The 17,256-nt window shown below is 44.3% G+C and carries 11 protein-coding genes and 4 pseudogenes; 10 read left to right on the top strand and 5 right to left on the bottom strand.

What is annotated here, in order from left to right:
• The first annotated feature begins 11 nt into the window (after positions 1 to 11).
• Together C3Z13_RS06695 and murQ are read left to right on the top strand one after the other, a co-directional pair.
• Positions 12 to 1,133: an anhydro-N-acetylmuramic acid kinase gene (locus tag C3Z13_RS06695; protein WP_415777649.1), complete on the top strand. Its 1,122-nt coding sequence runs from the start codon at positions 12 to 14 to the stop codon at positions 1,131 to 1,133.
• Positions 1,134 to 1,454: 321 nt separating this feature from the next.
• Positions 1,455 to 2,373, top strand: a pseudogene (gene murQ, locus C3Z13_RS06690) (N-acetylmuramic acid 6-phosphate etherase).
• Here murQ and rfaC read toward each other — a convergent pair.
• The 3 genes from rfaC to rfaD all read right to left on the bottom strand — a co-directional run bounded on the left by rfaC (position 2,370) and on the right by rfaD (position 5,522).
• Complete coding sequence (gene rfaC / locus C3Z13_RS06685) at positions 2,370 to 3,320, bottom strand: lipopolysaccharide heptosyltransferase RfaC (protein ID WP_103855411.1); 951 nt, start codon at positions 3,318 to 3,320, stop codon at positions 2,370 to 2,372. The pseudogene murQ and the gene rfaC sit on opposite strands and share 4 nt — an antisense overlap.
• Positions 3,321 to 3,333: 13 nt before the next feature.
• On the bottom strand, positions 3,334 to 4,389 hold the full coding sequence (gene waaF / locus C3Z13_RS06680; protein ID WP_103855410.1) for a lipopolysaccharide heptosyltransferase II: 1,056 nt from the start codon (positions 4,387 to 4,389) through the stop codon (positions 3,334 to 3,336).
• A 209-nt stretch (positions 4,390 to 4,598) separates the two neighbouring features.
• Positions 4,599 to 5,522, bottom strand: coding sequence for an ADP-glyceromanno-heptose 6-epimerase (gene rfaD / locus C3Z13_RS06675; protein WP_103855409.1), 924 nt, complete (start codon positions 5,520 to 5,522; stop codon positions 4,599 to 4,601).
• 136 nt (positions 5,523 to 5,658) lie between these two features.
• On the opposite strand from rfaD, the gene deoC reads away from it, so the two are divergent.
• The 7 genes and pseudogenes from deoC to fucP all read left to right on the top strand — a co-directional run bounded on the left by deoC (position 5,659) and on the right by fucP (position 13,241).
• Positions 5,659 to 6,348 (top strand): deoxyribose-phosphate aldolase, encoded by a 690-nt coding sequence (gene deoC, locus C3Z13_RS06670; RefSeq protein ID WP_103855408.1) that lies wholly within the window; start codon positions 5,659 to 5,661, stop codon positions 6,346 to 6,348.
• A gap of 43 nt (positions 6,349 to 6,391) precedes the next feature.
• Positions 6,392 to 7,141 carry a DeoR/GlpR family DNA-binding transcription regulator gene (locus C3Z13_RS06665; protein WP_103855407.1) on the top strand — a complete coding sequence of 250 codons (750 nt, stop codon included), beginning with the start codon at positions 6,392 to 6,394 and terminating at the stop codon, positions 7,139 to 7,141.
• A gap of 327 nt (positions 7,142 to 7,468) precedes the next feature.
• Positions 7,469 to 9,235 carry an L-fucose isomerase gene (fucI, locus tag C3Z13_RS06660; RefSeq protein WP_103855406.1) on the top strand — a complete coding sequence of 589 codons (1,767 nt, stop codon included), beginning with the start codon at positions 7,469 to 7,471 and terminating at the stop codon, positions 9,233 to 9,235.
• A 63-nt stretch (positions 9,236 to 9,298) separates the two neighbouring features.
• Positions 9,299 to 10,756: an L-fuculokinase gene (gene fucK / locus C3Z13_RS06655; RefSeq protein WP_103855405.1), complete on the top strand. Its 1,458-nt coding sequence runs from the start codon at positions 9,299 to 9,301 to the stop codon at positions 10,754 to 10,756.
• The gene (fucU, locus tag C3Z13_RS06650; protein WP_103855404.1) at positions 10,756 to 11,214 is read left to right on the top strand and encodes an L-fucose mutarotase; all 459 of its coding nucleotides are present in this window, start codon (positions 10,756 to 10,758) and stop codon (positions 11,212 to 11,214) included. The genes fucK and fucU overlap by 1 nt, the downstream gene beginning before the upstream one ends.
• A gap of 62 nt (positions 11,215 to 11,276) precedes the next feature.
• On the top strand, positions 11,277 to 11,876 hold the full coding sequence (locus tag C3Z13_RS06645) for an L-fuculose-phosphate aldolase (RefSeq protein ID WP_103855403.1): 600 nt from the start codon (positions 11,277 to 11,279) through the stop codon (positions 11,874 to 11,876).
• A 76-nt stretch (positions 11,877 to 11,952) separates the two neighbouring features.
• Positions 11,953 to 13,241 (top strand): annotated as a pseudogene (fucP, locus tag C3Z13_RS06640) (L-fucose:H+ symporter permease).
• Between the two features lie 57 nt (positions 13,242 to 13,298).
• Here the strand turns inward: fucP and C3Z13_RS06635 are convergent.
• Positions 13,299 to 15,137 carry an ABC transporter ATP-binding protein gene (locus tag C3Z13_RS06635; RefSeq protein WP_103855402.1) on the bottom strand — a complete coding sequence of 613 codons (1,839 nt, stop codon included), beginning with the start codon at positions 15,135 to 15,137 and terminating at the stop codon, positions 13,299 to 13,301.
• A 167-nt stretch (positions 15,138 to 15,304) separates the two neighbouring features.
• Positions 15,305 to 16,347 (bottom strand): annotated as a pseudogene (locus tag C3Z13_RS06630) (glycosyltransferase family 9 protein).
• Between the two features lie 93 nt (positions 16,348 to 16,440).
• On the opposite strand from C3Z13_RS06630, the pseudogene C3Z13_RS06625 reads away from it, so the two are divergent.
• Positions 16,441 to 17,167 (top strand): annotated as a pseudogene (locus C3Z13_RS06625) (3-deoxy-D-manno-octulosonic acid kinase).
• Positions 17,168 to 17,256 lie beyond the last annotated feature (89 nt).

The raw sequence follows: 17,256 nt of genomic DNA, 5'->3' as shown, positions 1-17,256 counted from the left end.
TGGAAATGTTTATGCAACCCCATTATTACCTTGGCGTGATGTCTGGCACGAGCCTTGACGGCGTGGATCTCGCGCTAATGGATTTTTCCACTCAGCCTGCGCAAGTGGTCGCCACAGATTTTGTGCCAATGCCACAAAATTTGCGTCAAAATCTCACCGCACTTTGCCAGCAAGGGCAAGGCACGTTACAGCAAATTGGTGAGCTGGATCATCAACTTGGCGTACTTTATGCAGAAAGTATCAACCGATTTTTGGCGAAACATTCTCTTCGCGCAGAACAAATTCAGGCGGTAGGCTGCCACGGACAAACCATTTGGCACGCACCGCAAGGGCAATTCCCTTTCACTTGGCAATTAGGCGATGCCAATATTATCGCTGCTCGTACAGGCATTACTACCGTGGCTGATTTTCGCCGTAAAGATATGGCTTATGGCGGACAGGGCGCACCACTCGTGCCTGCTTTCCACCACAATGTGTTTGCTGATCCTACGCGAAACACCGTGGTGCTGAATATTGGTGGGATTAGCAATATTTCTGTGCTGCTCCCAAACCAACCTGTGCTAGGTTACGACACAGGAGTGGGCAATGCGTTGCTAGATAGTTGGATCGCCAAACATCAGGGGAAAAGCTATGATAAAAATGGCGAATGGGCAGCGTCTGGGCAAAGCAATCCTGCATTATTGCAAGATTTGTTGGCAGATCCTTATTTTTCCTTGCCTGCGCCGAAAAGCACGGGGCGAGAGTTATTCAACTTGGCTTGGCTAGAAAAAATTCTGCAAAAACACACCGCACTTCTCCCCCAAGATGTGCAAGCAACGCTGGCGGAATTTACCGCACAATGCAGCGCGCAAGATCTGCAACATTTAAGCCAACACAACACGCTTCCTTGTTTATTATTAGTCTGCGGCGGCGGCGCGAAAAACCCTGTTATTATGGCTCACTTGCAACATTTATTACCCCATTGGCAAATCGCCACCACCACAGATTATGGCTTAGACGCAGATTATTTAGAAGCCGCTGCCTTTGCGTGGCTAGCTTACCGTCGAATGGAAAATTTACCCTCCAACGAACCGAGCGTTACCGGCGCAACAAAAGCGGTGAGTTTAGGGGTGATTTATCCTAAGGATTGTTAAATAATAAATAGGGCTAGAACCTAGAAGTAACTGTAACACATTATTTTATAAAGAATAATTTTCGTAGGGGCGAACCTATGTGTTCGCCCGAAATGGACAGAATTAATCGTAGGAAAAACTGGCAAAATTTCACCGCACTTTTATTTTAATAGAATAAATCGCGATTTTAAATAGGCGGACACATCGGTCCGCCCCCCACGAGATAATACGCCATTACAGTGTAGGGTGGGCTTTAGCCCACCATTTAATGTGATTTTCCCATTGGTGGGCTAAAGCCCACCCTACACGCAAATCCTCTCAAAAAACCAAAGAGACAAAAAAATGAAAAACAACCCATTACTCAATCAACTTTCGCAACTTAGCACGGAACAGCGTAATCCGAACTCAATGAATTTGGACGAGCTTTCGGCGTTGGAAATCGTGCAATTAATGAATGCGGAAGACAAAAACGTGCCATTGGCTATTGAAAAATGCTTGCCACAAATTGCCGCAGCGGTGGAAAAAATCGTGCAGGCGTTTCAGCAAAGGGGGGCGTTTGGTGTATCTCGGGGCTGGCACAAGTGGGCGCTTGGGCGTGCTTGATGCGTCAGAATGTCCGCCTACATTTGGCGTTTCCAATGAAATGGTAAAAGGCATTATCGCTGGGGGCGAACGTGCTTTGCGCCACCCCATTGAAGGGGCGGAAGATAATCCACAAAGTGCGGTGGAAAATTTGCAAGAAATTGATTTTAATGAGAAAGATATTTTGGTCGGGATTGCTGCCAGCGGCCGCACGCCTTATGTGCTAGGCGGCTTAGATTATGCGAAATCCTTAGGCGCGACCACGGTGGCCATTGCTAGCAACGCCAATTCACCGATGGCACAGGTGGCGGAAATTGCCATTATCACTGCGGTAGGTGCGGAAGTGCTAACTGGCTCAAGCCGTTTGAAATCTGGCACGGCGCAAAAACTGGTGCTGAATATGCTCACCACTGCCAGTATGGTGCTAATGGGTAAATGCTACCAAAATTTAATGGTGGACGTGCAAGCCAGCAATCAAAAATTAGTGGCACGTGCTGTGCGTATCGTAATGCAGGCGACAGATTGCACCGCTGAACGAGCAGAACAAACCCTTAACGCCGCACACAACAATGCAAAAGTGGCCATCTTAATGTTGCTGGCGGACTTGGATTATCCAAGTGCGGTGCAATTATTGCGTGAAAATCAAGGGCGCTTGCAAGGGGCGTTAAAATCAAATTAGAGCAAAGGGCGCAAGCGCTGCAACACCGCTTCGGCAGAAATCTGTGCCATTGTAGGCGCTTGTAAGTGATATTGATTTTTGCCGTAAGTGCCGATTAAATCTGGGTTGGTTGCGCCATAAAGAGTGATGTTCGGTTTATCCAAGGCGGCGGTGAGATGCGCCAACCCAGTATCCACGGAAACCACCGCTTGGGCATTGGCGATATGTTGGGCTAAGGCGGTGAGATCCATTTTCGGTAGAACAACGGCATTTTCAATGCCTTGCACGATCCATTCCGCTGCCTGTTTTTCTTTCTTATTTCCCCAAGGCAAATGCACGGCAAACCCAAGTGCGGTGAGATTTTGCGCTAATTTTTTCCATTCTTGATTGCGCCAATGTTTATCCGCGCGCGTGGTAGCGTGAATCAACAACACATAAGGCGGCAGGCTTTTTTGCACAGGAAAATGCTGTGCAATGCCATAATCCCCTTGTTGGCTCGGCAACGCATAGCCCAAGGCTTGCGCAAATAACTGACGAATGCGTTCTACAGCGTGTTGCTGGTAATCAATGGCGTAGCGCTCATCATAAAATAAGGCAGCCAAAGGCTCGCGTGCGGAATGTTTATCATAGCCGTGTTTTACCCCTTGCGCTAGACGTACGGCGAACAATGCACTTTTCACCAAGCCTTGCGCATCAATCACGGCATCATATTGATTTTGTTGTAATAATTGACGATAGGCTTGCCATTCTTGCCAAGTTTTGCGTTGTAAAAGCTGTTTGCGCCAACGGCGAATGGCAACGGGGATAACCTGTTTCACCGCCGAATGCCAAGTAGGAATTTCCGCAAAATTTTCTTCCACCACCCAATCCACTTGTAAATGAGGCAAAGCTTTTTGTGCATCGGTCAATGAGGGCAAGGTGTGGATCACATCACCCATTGAAGACGTTTTTACTAAGCAAATTCGCATCTTTCTGCCTTATTTATGCCTGATCAAAGTGCGGTAAAATTTCGCTTAATTTTTCCATTACCATTGCAGGCGTGATGTCGATAAGGCTTTGATGATAGCCTTCGGCGCTGTCTTTGCCCTGACGAATTTTTTCTAATCCGCCTTTTTGCAAGCGAATAATCACCGCTTGATGGGATAATGGTGGGGTGTATTGCGGGCTAGTTGGGCCATAAAGCGCCACAAGTGGACGCTGGACTGCCGCCGCAACGTGCATTAATCCGCTATCGTTGGTAACCACGCCTTTGCAATCTGCGATTAAATCTACCGCTTGATTAAGGCTGGTTTGCCCCGCTAAATTTAAGCAATAAGGCTGCAAGTTTTCTGGCAGACTGGCACGAATTTCATCGCCCACTTGTTCATCTTTTGCTGAACCAAACAGACGAATGCTGTAACCTTTTTCAATCAGCATTTGAGCAAGCACAGCATAATGATAATGCGGCCAACGCTTGGCAGGGCCAAACTCCGCACCCGGGCAAAAACCAATCGCAGGGCGATTTTCTGCCTGTGCAAGTTGTGCGTGAAAATGGCTTTTGGTTTGCTCGATTTGTTGGCTACTCACCTGTAAATAAGGGTAAGGAAAGGTCATTTGTGCTGCCGTTGGCACGGCGTTTTTTTCATAAGCCAATGCCACATAGCGCTGCACCATCATTGGGTAATCATTTTTATTAGCGCGTAAATCATTCAAAAAGAAATAACGGCTTTCCCCTTTCCAACCACGGCGGCGAGCAATTTTGGCAAACACAGGAATAAACGCAGATTTGAGTGAGTTTGGCAACACAATCGCCATATCATATTGATTTCTTAAACTTTTCCCAATTTCATAGCGCTGTTTCAAGCCAAAGGTGCCGTGTCCGATGGGCATTGTGAGCGCCCCTCTGACTTCCGGCATTCTTTCCAACAAGGGTTTACACCAATTTGGCGCAAGCACATCAATTTGGCAATCAGGATATTGCTGTTTTAAGCATTGATATAAACTGTGCGACATCATCATATCGCCAACCCAAGATGGGCCAATTATTAAGATGTTCATTCTGCGGTTCTCATTAATGTGTGAATTATATCAATTGTCGGGGAAACGCTATGTTCGCTCACTCAAAAATCGCCAATTTCCCACCGCACTTATATTTAGCTAAAAAGAAAAGTGCGGTGAAATTTCTGCTAATTTTTTACGACTAATCCTGTTTATTTTGGGCGAACATACAGGTTCGCCCTTACATCTGATTTAATTACGTAGTTATGTTATTTATTCAACCACGCCATATATTCGCTGACACCTTCGGCAACGCTTTTGAATGGTTTGTCATAACCTGTGGCGCGCAGTTTGGTGAGATCCGCTTGGGTGTATTCTTGGTAACGGCTTTTTAAATGCTCTGGGAATGGAATGGTTTCAATTTGCCCTTTGCCGTGGAATTTCAATACCGCTTGCGCTACGGCCTCGAAACTTTCCGCTTTGCCCGTTCCGCAGTTGTAAATGCCCGAAATGCCGTGTTGCCAGCACCAAATATTTACTGCTGCCACATCGCCAACATAGACAAAATCACGCAAGAAATGTTCGCTGCCGGCGAACAATTTTGGATTTTCCCCTTTCAAAATTTGGTTATCAAGGTGGAAAGCCACACTGGCCATACTGCCTTTGTGTTGTTCTCTTGGGCCATAAACGTTGAAATATTTAAAGCCGCACACAGGTGATTGGGCTTCTGGCAGGATTTTACGCACATATTCATCAAATAAAAATTTGGAATAACCATATACATTTAAAGGTTTTTCAAATTCACGCGCTTCGACAAAGGTGTCGCTGTCGCCATAGGTGGCAGCGCTGGACGCATAATAGAACGGAATTTGGCGATCTAAACAATAATGTAATAGCTCTTTGGAATATTCATAATTGTTTTCCATCACAAATTTGCCGTCCCATTCGGTGGTGGCAGAACACGCCCCCTCGTGGAAGATCACATCAATCTCGCCTAAATCATCGCCTGCCATAATGGACGCAATGAAGTCGTCTTTATCGCAATAATCCGCAATATCCAAATCCACTAAATTGACGAATTTTGTGCCGTCTTTTAAATCGTCCACCACTAAAATATCTGTGCGTCCAATCTCGTTTAACGCTTTTACGATGTTACTGCCAATAAAGCCTGCGCCGCCAGTTACAATAATCATTTTTCAATCCTCATTTGATTTCAATATTGCCGTTTATTCTAAAGGATTTTGCGCATAAGGGCTAAAGAAATTTCGCGCTCACCACCGCTTTTAGGTTATGATATAGCACAAATCCAGACAAGATTAAGGACACACAATGCAACCACAAGATATTGCCAAATACATTGACCACACCGCCCTTGGCGCAGATAAAACCCCACAAGATATTCTTAACTTATGCCAAGAAGCGCTTGAACACCAATTTTGTTCCGTGTGCATAAACTCCGCCTATATTCCACTGGCTAAGCAGGCACTCACGCAAAATGGCAAAGAGAAAAGTGCGGTGAAAATTTGCACCGTTGTTGGCTTTCCCTTAGGGGCAAATTTAAGCCAAGTGAAAGCCTTTGAAGCCTCAGAAGCCATTAAGCAAGGGGCTGATGAAATTGATATGGTGATTAACCTAGGACTTATGAAAGCACAACAATGGCAAGCCGTAGAGCAAGACATCGCCGAAGTGCTTACCGCCTGTCAAGGCAAAACCTTAAAAGTGATTTTAGAAACCTGCCTGCTCAGCAAAGAAGAGATCGTGAAAGCCTGTGAAATCTGTAAAAAACTGGGCGTTGCCTTTGTCAAAACCTCCACTGGGTTTAACAAAGGCGGGGCAACCGTTGAAGATGTCGCCTTGATGAAACAAACCGTTGGCGATGCGGTGGAGGTAAAAGCCTCTGGCGGCATTCGCGACACTGTCACCGCTCTGGCAATGCTTGAAGCAGGAGCAACCCGATTAGGCGTAAGTGCGGGAGTTGCGATTGTACAGGGGGAGAAAGTGCAAGGAAGTGGCTATTAAATTTTTGTGGGTTTAATGCCTGCTTTGACCGTTTGGAGGAAAAATGCCAAGTAGAACATCGCAAATTTTACAGCTAGTGAACGCGACTGGAAAAGTGAATGTCAATGCCCTCGCCGAGCAATTTGGTGTATCGGTCGAAACCATTCGCCGTGATCTGCGAGCGTTAAATCAAAAAGGCTTATTGCATCGCGTTCACGGCGGGGCGATGAGTTGCCAGTCTAAAGACATTGGGCGTTCCTTTCAAGCAAGACAACGGTTAAATTCTGAAGCGAAAAAATACATCGCACAACAAGCGGTAGAATATGTGTTTGAAGGGGCGGTGATCGGGCTTGATGCCAGTTCCAGTAGCTGGCATTTTGCTCAGCTTATTCCCGATATTCCTTGCACCGTGGTAACCAATTCTATGAACAATATCAATGCATTAGCCAATAAACCCAACATAAAAACCATTGCCACCGGCGGGGTCTATTCCGCCAAATATGCTGCCTTTTATGGGCCGCTCTCTGAGCAATTATTGCTCCGCTTGCATATTGATCTTTGTGTGTTTTCTTGTACTGGCATTGATAGCAATGGTGGCATTTGGGAATCCAACGAGCTGAACGCGTCCATTAAACGCAAAATGATTGACGCCTCTGGGCAGAAATTTTTACTGCTTGATAGCTCTAAATTTGAGCGGAAAAATTTAATCAAACTCGGTGAGCTTTCTCAACTGGATATTTTATTTACTGATCAAGCCCCAAATGAAGGTTTACAAAACTATTGTAAAGAGCAAGAAATTCACCTTGCTTTTTGACCGCACTTTTTCGTTTTAATGCCCGATTTTGCTTTTAATACCAAAAACGGGCATTTTACCCCCTCTAAATCGGGCATTTTTTGTGATCTATTCCGCAAAAATCACACAAACTTGCTAAAAAACTATTCTCTTTTCTGATTTATTGAACAATAAAGTTGATGCAGCACATTGCATAACGATATTGCTCCACCGTTCCATTCTTGCCGTATGTGCGATGAAAGCAATTCATTTTACCCAAGTCGTACTTTTTCAATAAATCTTGCTGACTTTATTCAACACAATACCCATAGCGGAATAAAGCTCGGCTTAGTATAGAGGGAAAACACAATGACAGTATTAAAATCAGCCCCAATTAGAATTGGTATTCGCCCAACCATTGATGGCCGCCGTATGGGCGTGCGTGAATCGCTCGAAGATCAAACGATGAATATGGCAAAATCGGTTGCCAATTTATTAGAAAGCCATATTCGCCATACGGACGGTTCATTTGTGGAATGTGTTATCGCAGATACTTGTATTGGTGGCGTGGCCGAAGCTGCTGCTTGTGCAGAAAAATTTAAACTCGCCAATGTAGGCGCTGTGATTACCGTTACCCCTTGCTGGTGTTATGGTTCAGAAACCATTGATATGGATCCGCATATGCCAAAAGCCATTTGGGGATTCAATGGCACAGAACGCCCCGGTGCTGTTTATTTAGCTGCCGCATTAGCCGGCCATTCACAAATGGGCCTACCTGCCTTTTCTATTTATGGCACAGAAGTGCAAGAAGCCTCTGATACCAGTATTCCTGAAGACGTTAAAGAAAAACTCCTACGCTTTGCTCGCGCCGCACTAACTGTGGCGACCATTCGCGGCAAATCCTATCTTTCTATCGGCTCTGTTTCTATGGGAATTGCAGGATCTATCGTGGATCAAAAATTCTTCCAAGAATATTTAGGAATGCGCAATGAATATGTGGATATGAGCGAAATTAAACGCCGTCTTGACCGCAAAATTTATGATGAGGAAGAAGTGGAATTGGCACTTCAATGGGTGAAAACCTATTGCAAAGAAGGTGTTGATGTCAATCACCCAGATCATCAAGATAGCCCAGAACAAAAAGCGAAGCTTTGGGAAAACGTGGTGAAAATGGCAATCATCACGCGTGATCTGATGGCGGGCAATGAAAAATTAGCGCAGCTCAATTATGGTGAAGAAGCTCTTGGACATAACGCGATTGCAGCAGGTTTCCAAGGACAACGTCATTGGACAGACCATATGCCAAATGGCGATTTTATGGAAGCTATTCTTAACTCCACCTACGACTGGAACGGAGTTCGCCCACCTTACATTCTTGCTACGGAAAATGACTCCCTCAATGGCGTATGTATGCTGTTTGGTAATCAGCTTACTGGGCAAGCACAAATCTTTGCCGATGTTCGCACCTATTGGAGTCCTGATGCAGTGGAACGTGCCACTGGCTTCCGCCCAGAAAGTGGCTTTATCCATTTGATTAACTCAGGTTCTGCCGCCTTAGACGGCACAGGCCAGCATACGGATGAAAAAGGCAATCCTGTCATTAAGCCTGCTTGGGAAGTGACGGAAGAAGATGGCAAACGCTGTGTGGAAAACACCCGTTGGTGTCCTGCGGTGTATGAATATTTCCGTGGCGGCGGTTACTCATCACAATATCTCACTAAAGGCGGAATGCCATTTACGATACACCGTTTAAATATTATTCGCGGCATTGGCCCTGTACTACAAATTGCGGAAGGTTGGTCAATTGATTTACCTGCTGAGGTTCACGACACCCTAATGAAACGCACCAACGAAACTTGGCCTTGCACCTGGTTCGTACCGCGCTTAACAGGCACAGGTGCATTCACTGATGTGTATTCTGTTATGGCGAACTGGGGCGCAAATCACTGCGTTGCCACTTATGGTCATATTGGTGCGGATCTCATCACCCTTGCATCAATGTTGCGCATTCCTGTGTGTATGCACAATGTGGCTGAACAAGATATTTTCCGCCCAAGTGCGTGGAATGGCTTTGGTCAAGACAAAGAAGGGCAAGATTACCGTGCTTGCGCAAACTTTGGGCCACTTTATAAATAATCGCTAAAGGAAAAGTGCGGTGTTTTTTAACCGCACTTTTGAAATAGAACTCTCGGAGGTTTTATGGCAATCGCACTGATTTTTGATTGTGGCGCAACCAATTTACGCACTATTGCTATTGATCAAAAAGGCAAGATTTTGGCCTCTCATCATCAGCCAAATCGCGCTCAACCTGATCCGCAGTATCCCCATTTTTATATTTGGGATATTGAAGAAATCTGGCAGAAGTTGTTAATTTGTGCCGAAAAAACCTTAACTCAGCTCAAACAATCCCATTCTTTGCAAGATATTGTGGGGATTGGCGTCACCACCTTTGGGGTAGATGGCGCACCTTTCGATAAGGCTGGAAATCAGCTTTACCCGATTATTTCTTGGCAATGTCCACGCACCATTTTCATTATGGAAAATCTTGCACAATACCTTGATGTAAACGCACTTTATCAACGGAACGGAATTGGGCAATACAGTTTTAACACCCTATTTAAACTGTTATGGCTAAAAGAAAATGAACCTGAAATTTTGCAAAAAATGGATAAATTTGTGTTCATTTCATCAATGCTTAACCAACGTTTAACAGGTGTTTTTAGCACCGATCGCACAATGGCTGGTACCTCAATGATGACCGATTTGCAAAGCCAAACTTGGGATACGGAAGTGCTAAATGTATTAGGGCTACAAGAAACACATTTTCCACCAATGGTGAGTGCAGGTGAAAAAATTGGCGTGTTATCCACCGCACTTTGTCAGCAGCTAGGGTTAAATCCTATTCCGGTGATTTCTTGCGGACACGATACCCAATTTGCGGTTTTTGGCTCAGGCGCAGGGCTAAATCAACCGGTGCTAAGTTCAGGCACTTGGGAGATTTTAATGGCGCGCACCGAAAAAGCCGAGCCACACATTGAATTTGTGCCACAAGGCTTAACCACGGAATTTGACGCACTATCTCGTTGCTTTAATCCTGCAGTGCAATGGATTGGCTCTGGCGTGATGGAATGGGTGGGCAAAACTTTCTTTGCCGATGTAAAAGATACTGAAGAATATTACCCAACAATGATCGCAGAAGGCTCAGCAGCAACCGTGGGATCACAGGGCATTCGCTTTAGTGGCAAGTTTAATCCTGCGGATAACGGACAAGGTTTCGGGCAAATTGTCGGGCTTTCAATGCACAGCTCGCGTGGGCAAATTTATCGTGCGGCGTTGGAATATATGGCTTATCAACTTAAAGCAGGCTTAGATATTCTGCAACAAGTCAGCCATTTCAAAGCGGAGAGCTTAATTTGCGTGGGTGGCGGTTCTAAAAATCGTCTGTGGAATCAAATTCGTGCTGATGTGCTGAATTTACCTATTGATATTGTGGACGTGGCAGAAAGCACCGTGTTAGGTGCGGCAATGTTTACTCTGGCGGGCGTTGGCGTGTATGACAATGTACAACAAGCGCAAGGCGAAATGCAGCCAAACAAACAACGCATTTTCCCTTCAAATCACACCGCACTTTATCAACAACTGATGGAGAACAAATAATGTTAAAAGGTATTCACCCCAGTCTTTCACCAGACTTATTAAAAACCCTTGCCGAAATGGGACACGGCGATGAAATCGTTCTCGCTGATGCTCACTTTCCCGCTCATCAACTGCATTCACGCGTGCTTCGAGCAGACGGTGTTGGCATTGCCACCTTGCTAAGTGGCATCACACCATTGTTTGAATTTGATGCTTATGTGGACGCACCGCTGATTATGATGCAGGCGGTCAGTGGCGACAGCCTCGATCCCAACGTAGAAATGCGTTATCTCAATGTGATCGCACAGGCTTCAGAAAACCAAAGTGCGGTGCAAAATTTGCCTAAATTAAGCCGTATCGATCGTTTTGATTTTTATGAGCGTGCGAAGCAAGCCTATGCCATCGTGGTAACAGGGGAATGTGCCAAATACGGCAATATTATTTTGAAAAAAGGGGTTACCCCGATTTCGATCCAATAGTAGTAAGGAAATAAAAATGAACAGACAACAGCTCTCAAAAAATTATTGATACTTGCCTTGAAATGACGAAATTAGGTTTAAACCAAGGCACCGCCGGCAACGTTAGCGTTCGTTATCAAGACGGAATGTTAATTACTCCCACGGGAACGCCTTACGAACAAATGACACCAGACAGTATTGTTTATGTGGACAAACAAGGCCATTATGAAAAAGGAAAATTACCTTCCAGCGAATGGCATTTCCATTTAGCGGTATATCAAGCTCGCTCTGATGTTAATGCCGTGGTGCATAATCACGCGGTGAATTGTGCTGCCGTTTCAATTCTCGAAAAACCCATTCCCCCTTTCCATTATATGATTGCTGTTGGCGGGACAGATCATATTCCTTGTGTCCCTTATGCCACATTCGGTACACACCAATTGGCGGAATATGTGGCACAAGGCATTAAAACCTCAAAAGCAATTTTACTCGCTCATCACGGTTTAATTGCAGCAGAACAAAATCTTGATAAAGCACTTTGGCTCGCACACGAAGTGGAAGTATTGGCACAGTGGTATATGAAATTGCTCGCAACAGGCCTTGACATTCCGCTTTTATCAGAAACGCAAATGGCAGAAGTGTTAGAAAAATTTAAATCTTATGGATTGCGTATTGAAGAATAGTTAATTAAATAAGCTCATTTTTCTATCGGTTTTTTTGAAAATGCAATGAGTTTGTTTCTCACACAAGGAGAACATTATGAGTGCTAAAATTCTTGAAAAACAATTTGTCGTCCCCTTCATTTTAATCACGACATTATTTGCACTATGGGGATTTGCCAATGATATTACCAATCCAATGGTTGCGGTATTCCAAACTGTAATGGAAATTCCCGCCTCAGAAGCTGCATTAGTGCAATTTGCTTTCTATGGTGGTTACGGCACAATGGCCATTCCTGCCGCATTATTTGTTAGCCGTTATAACTACAAATCAGGCGTATTGCTTGGGCTAGCCCTCTATGCAGTCGGGGCATTTTTGTTCTATCCTGCGGCACGCTATGAACAATTTACCTTCTTTTTATTCTCGCTCTATATCTTAACCTTTGGCTTGGCGTTCTTAGAAACCACTGCCAATCCTTATATTCTTTCAATGGGTGATCCACAAACTGCTACTCGCCGTTTGAATTTAGCGCAATCTTTTAATCCGCTCGGTTCGATTACAGGAATGTTTGTTGCCTCACAAATCGTGTTAGTGAATTTGGAATCTGACAAACGTGATGCAGCAGGTAATCTGATTTTCAACACCTTATCCGCAGCAGAAAAAGCCGCCGTGCGTACCCCACCGATTTAGAAATTATCCGCAATCCTTATTTAGTTGTGGGACTTGTGGTAGTCGTGATTATATTAGTGATTGGTTTATACAAAATGCCTGCAACTAAAATTGAACAAGGCACAAAACTGTCTTTCCGTGAAGCCTTTAACCGCTTAATTGCAAAAGCAAAATATCGCGAAGGGGTGATTGCGCAAGTGTTCTATGTTGGTGTGCAAATTATGTGCTGGACTTTCATTATTCAATATGCAGAACGTTTGGGCTTCACCAAAGCAGAAGCACAAAACTACAACATTATCGCAATGGGTATTTTTATCGTAAGCCGCTTTATTAGCACCAGTATTATGAAATATCTCAAAGCAGAACTCATGTTATACCTTTTCGCATTAGGCGGCTTCTTTAGTATCCTTGGTGTTATCTTTATTGACGGTGTGGGCGGTTTATATTGCTTAATTCTCACTTCAGCCTTTATGTCCCTAATGTTCCCAACCATTTACGGCATTGCACTTTATGGCTTAAAAGAAGAAGCCACCTTAGGCGCAGCTGGTTTAGTAATGGCAATTGTCGGTGGTGCGTTAATGCCACCATTGCAAGGCATTCTTATTGACCAAGGCGAAATTTTTGGAATGCCAGCAGTCAATGTTTCTTTCGTACTACCACTTATCTGCTTTGTTGCCATTGCAATTTATGGTTATCGCACGTGGAAAGTATTGGAATAATATAAATACAAAAAAAGCAAGATTGTTCGGCAATCTTGCTTTGATATTTAATGCTATCTATTCTTCACTCAAAAAACCACCGCTTTGGTGGTGCCAGAGTTTGGCGTAAAGTCCATTTTGGGCGAGCAATTCGTTGTGCGTGCCTTGTTCTACGATATGGCCTTTATCTAGCACGATTAAGCGATCCATTGCAGCAATGGTGGAAAGACGGTGGGCGATAGCAATCACGGTTTTGCCCTCCATCATTTTATCTAGGCTTTCTTGAATCGCCACTTCCACTTCGGAATCTAGCGCGCTGGTGGCTTCATCTAACAACAGAATTGGCGCATCTTTTAGCATTACGCGGGCAATGGCGATACGCTGACGTTGTCCGCCAGAAAGTTTCACACCGCGCTCACCAACGTGAGCATCATAGCCTGTTCGGCCTTCTGAGTCGCTCAAATAAGGAATAAATTCTGACGCTTCAGCACGCTGTGCAGCAGAGATCATTTCTTCATCGCTAGCAGTTGGGCGGCCGTAAATGATGTTTTCGCGCACGGAACGGTGCAGCAACGAGGTATCTTGCGTCACTAAGCCAATTTGGCTACGTAAACTTTCTTGCGTAACATCACACACATTTTGTCCGTCAATGGTGATGTCGCCGTGATTTGCTTCGTAAAAACGTAATAGCAAGTTTACAATGGTGGATTTCCCCGCCCCTGAACGACCGATCAAGCCCACTTTTTCCCCCGGTTTAATGGTGAGATTAAAGTGGTTTAGCAATGGTTTTTGTGGATCGTAAGAGAAACTGACATCATTGAAGCGAATTTCCCCTTTGCTTACTTTTAATGGCAAGGCTTGCGGTTTATCCACAATAGTATGCGGTTTGGTTAGCGTGTTCATTCCGTCATTTACCGTGCCGATATTTTCAAATAAACGTGCGGATTCCCACATAATCCAGCGGGAAATAAAATTCACCCGTAATGCCATTGCAATGGCGGTAGCAATCGCCCCTACACCAACGCTGCCCTGCTTCCATAGCACAATGCCTAGGATTGCCGTGCTGAGTGTTAAGGTGATGTTAGTGGCGTAAGTGATGGTATCTAAAGAGGTCGCCAAACGCATTTGGGCGTGTACGGTAACCATAAATTCTTCCATTGAACGCTTGGCGTAACTGGCTTCTCTTGAACCGTGGGAAAATAATTTCACGGTGGCAATATTAGCGTAAGAATCGGTAATTCGCCCCGTCATTAAAGAACGTGCGTCTGCTTGGCGTTCTGCAGTTTTGGCTAATTTTGGAATGATAATGCGTAAAATCGTGATAAACGCCACAATCCATAAGGCAAAAGGTAGCAAGAACCACGCATCTAACGCGGCAAGCACAATGCCTGAGGTGATGAAATACACCACGACATAGACCATAATATCCGCAATGGTCAGCACGGTATCACGCACCGCAAGGGCAGTTTGCATAACTTTCGCCGATACGCGTCCAGCAAATTCATCTTGATAGAAACTCAGGCTTTGCCCCAGCATTAAACGGTGGAAATTCCAACGCAATCGCATTGGAAATACGCCTTGCAAGGTTTGCAAACGCACCGCAGACGCAGTAAATGACCAAAATATGCTGAACACTAACAAAGCTGCCATCGCCAAAAGCCAATGGCCTTTTTCTTGCCATAAGGTGGCTGGCGTGTACTTGCCAAGCCAATCCACCACAATTCCCATAAACTGGAACAACACGGCTTCCATCACCCCTGTGCCGACTGTGAGCAACGCAAGTAGCAAAATCCAGCCACGCATTCCTTCCATATTCGACCAAATAAAGCGGATCAACCCTTTTTCGGGCGTTTTCGGTGATTGCTCTGGATAGGCATTTAGGCGACTTTCAAACCATTCAAAAATTTTATTAAACATTGTTTTCCTAGAAATAAAAAAAGGTTCGCAAGGTAAAGCAAAAGGATAAGTGCGGTGAAAATTACAGAATTTTCCTTCCACCGCGCACTTTTTATATTTTTTTGGCATTCATTCGCGAACGCAAAATCGGCGTATTATAGCGAATGCTTGGCTATTTTTTAACAGTTTTATTGAATAAAGCCCATCTGGCGCATTTTCTCTAATACGTCTGCCACAGAAATTTGCGCCATTAAATCTTTGCCTTTCAATTTGGTTGCCCAAGGTAATTGGCTAGACGGTTTGCCAAATTCTTGCTGGGCATTTTGTTCATACACGGAAACCACTTCGGGCAAATTGTTATAAGGGCCTGTGCGTAGCGGGTTATGATAGGCATACAAGCCGATCACAGGGGTGCCTTGAGCGGTAGCAATATGTGCAGGGCCGCTGTCGGGAGCAAGCAGTAAATCCGCCATTCCGATTAAGGCACTTAATTCCAATAATGAGGTTTTGCCGCTCGCATTCACAGGCTGAAAATCACACAATGCGATGATTTTTCGATCATTGCTTGCTCTCTTGGCGCAGGCGAGCCACACAAAATCACATTAATATTTTGACGATGGGCGATATTGGCGATTTCTGCATAGCATTCAGCCAGCCAATCTTTTTCTGATTTGCTTGAGCAAGGGGAAATGAGTAGATTTTTCTGTTGGATCAATAAATTGCCGAACGGCGGAAATTTCTTTTCGCCAATGGCTAAATCCCATTTAGGCGCTTCCACAGGCAAGCCTAAATATTCCACAAATGCCAAAAATCCCGCTAACACGTGCGGATTAGTTGGTTCATTAATTTTACGATTGGTAAACAACCATTGACCTTCTCGCGCACGATTTTTGCTAAACCCCACTTTATAAGTGGCTTTGATGCCTAAGGAAATCATTGAAGCACGCAAAGCCGTTTGCATATTTAATAGCACATCAAAATGCTCGCCACGCAAGGTTTTCCACAAAGCTAAAATGCCTTTCCAGCCGGTTTTTTTGTCATAAGGAATAAAGCGAATCCCTTTCACATTTTGCAATAACTGCATTTCGGTTTTGCCCACAATCCAAGTGATTTGGGTATCTTTCCAATAACGCTGAATTTGTTGTACCGCTGACAGCGCATTACACACATCACCAATGGCGGAAAGGCGTAAAATACAAATAGATTTAGGGGGCGTGGAAAAAAGTGCCATAGATTTACCTTACTTTTTCTGCTTAATGTAGCATTCTTTTTTATTTTCAGTAGAATATTTTCATTGATCTATTCTATAAGAAATCTGCCGAATATGCTTGAACTGCAACAGCAAAACCAATATTTTATTTTTAATCTGGAAACACAACCAGTTGATCCTTGCGCTTATTTTGATCCGCAATTTTGGCAGCAACAGCAGCGTATTCTTGGTTCAGCCAAAGGGCGGGGGACAACTTGGTTTGTGCAAAGTGCGGATCTTTTGTGTAAATTGTGCCTTGCGCCATTATTATCGCGGTGGTTTATTTGGTAAGTTGAATAAAGATCGTTATTGGTTCCACGATCTTCAACACACGCGCAGTTTCGCCGAATTTCATTTGTTAAATAAATTACATCAAGACGGACTCCCCGTGCCAAAACCCATTGGCGCAAGAGTGATTAAAGGCAAAGCGGGCATTTGCTATCAAGCAGATTTACTGAGTGAAAAAATCGAAAATGCGCAAGATCTCACCGCACTTTTGCAGCACCATTCTTTATCCGCTGAAAATTGGCAGCAAATCGGCCACTTAATCCGTCAATTACACGATCGGCAAATCTGCCACACCGACCTTAACGCCCATAATATTTTAGTCCAACATTTCGCCACACCAGAACAAAAATACTGGCTGATTGATTTTGACAAATGCACCGAAAAATCAGGCAATAACTGGAAAGCCCAAAATCTCGCCAGATTACACCGCTCTTTCATTAAAGAAGTAAATAAGCTAGCAATAAAATTTACAGAACAGGATTGGAATGAGGTTTTGAGTGGGTATAAGAGATAATGTAACCGCTATATCTATCTATAAATAAACGTAACTACTAAAAAATAACTAAATCATTCTGATAAAATCTTTTTCGTTCTTCTTAAGAA

The sequence above is a fragment of the Avibacterium endocarditidis genome, from assembly GCF_002921145.1.
Lineage (GTDB): Bacteria > Pseudomonadota > Gammaproteobacteria > Enterobacterales > Pasteurellaceae > Avibacterium > Avibacterium endocarditidis.
Note: the sequence above shows the minus strand (reverse complement) of the source record. Positions and strands in the feature narration are given on the sequence as shown.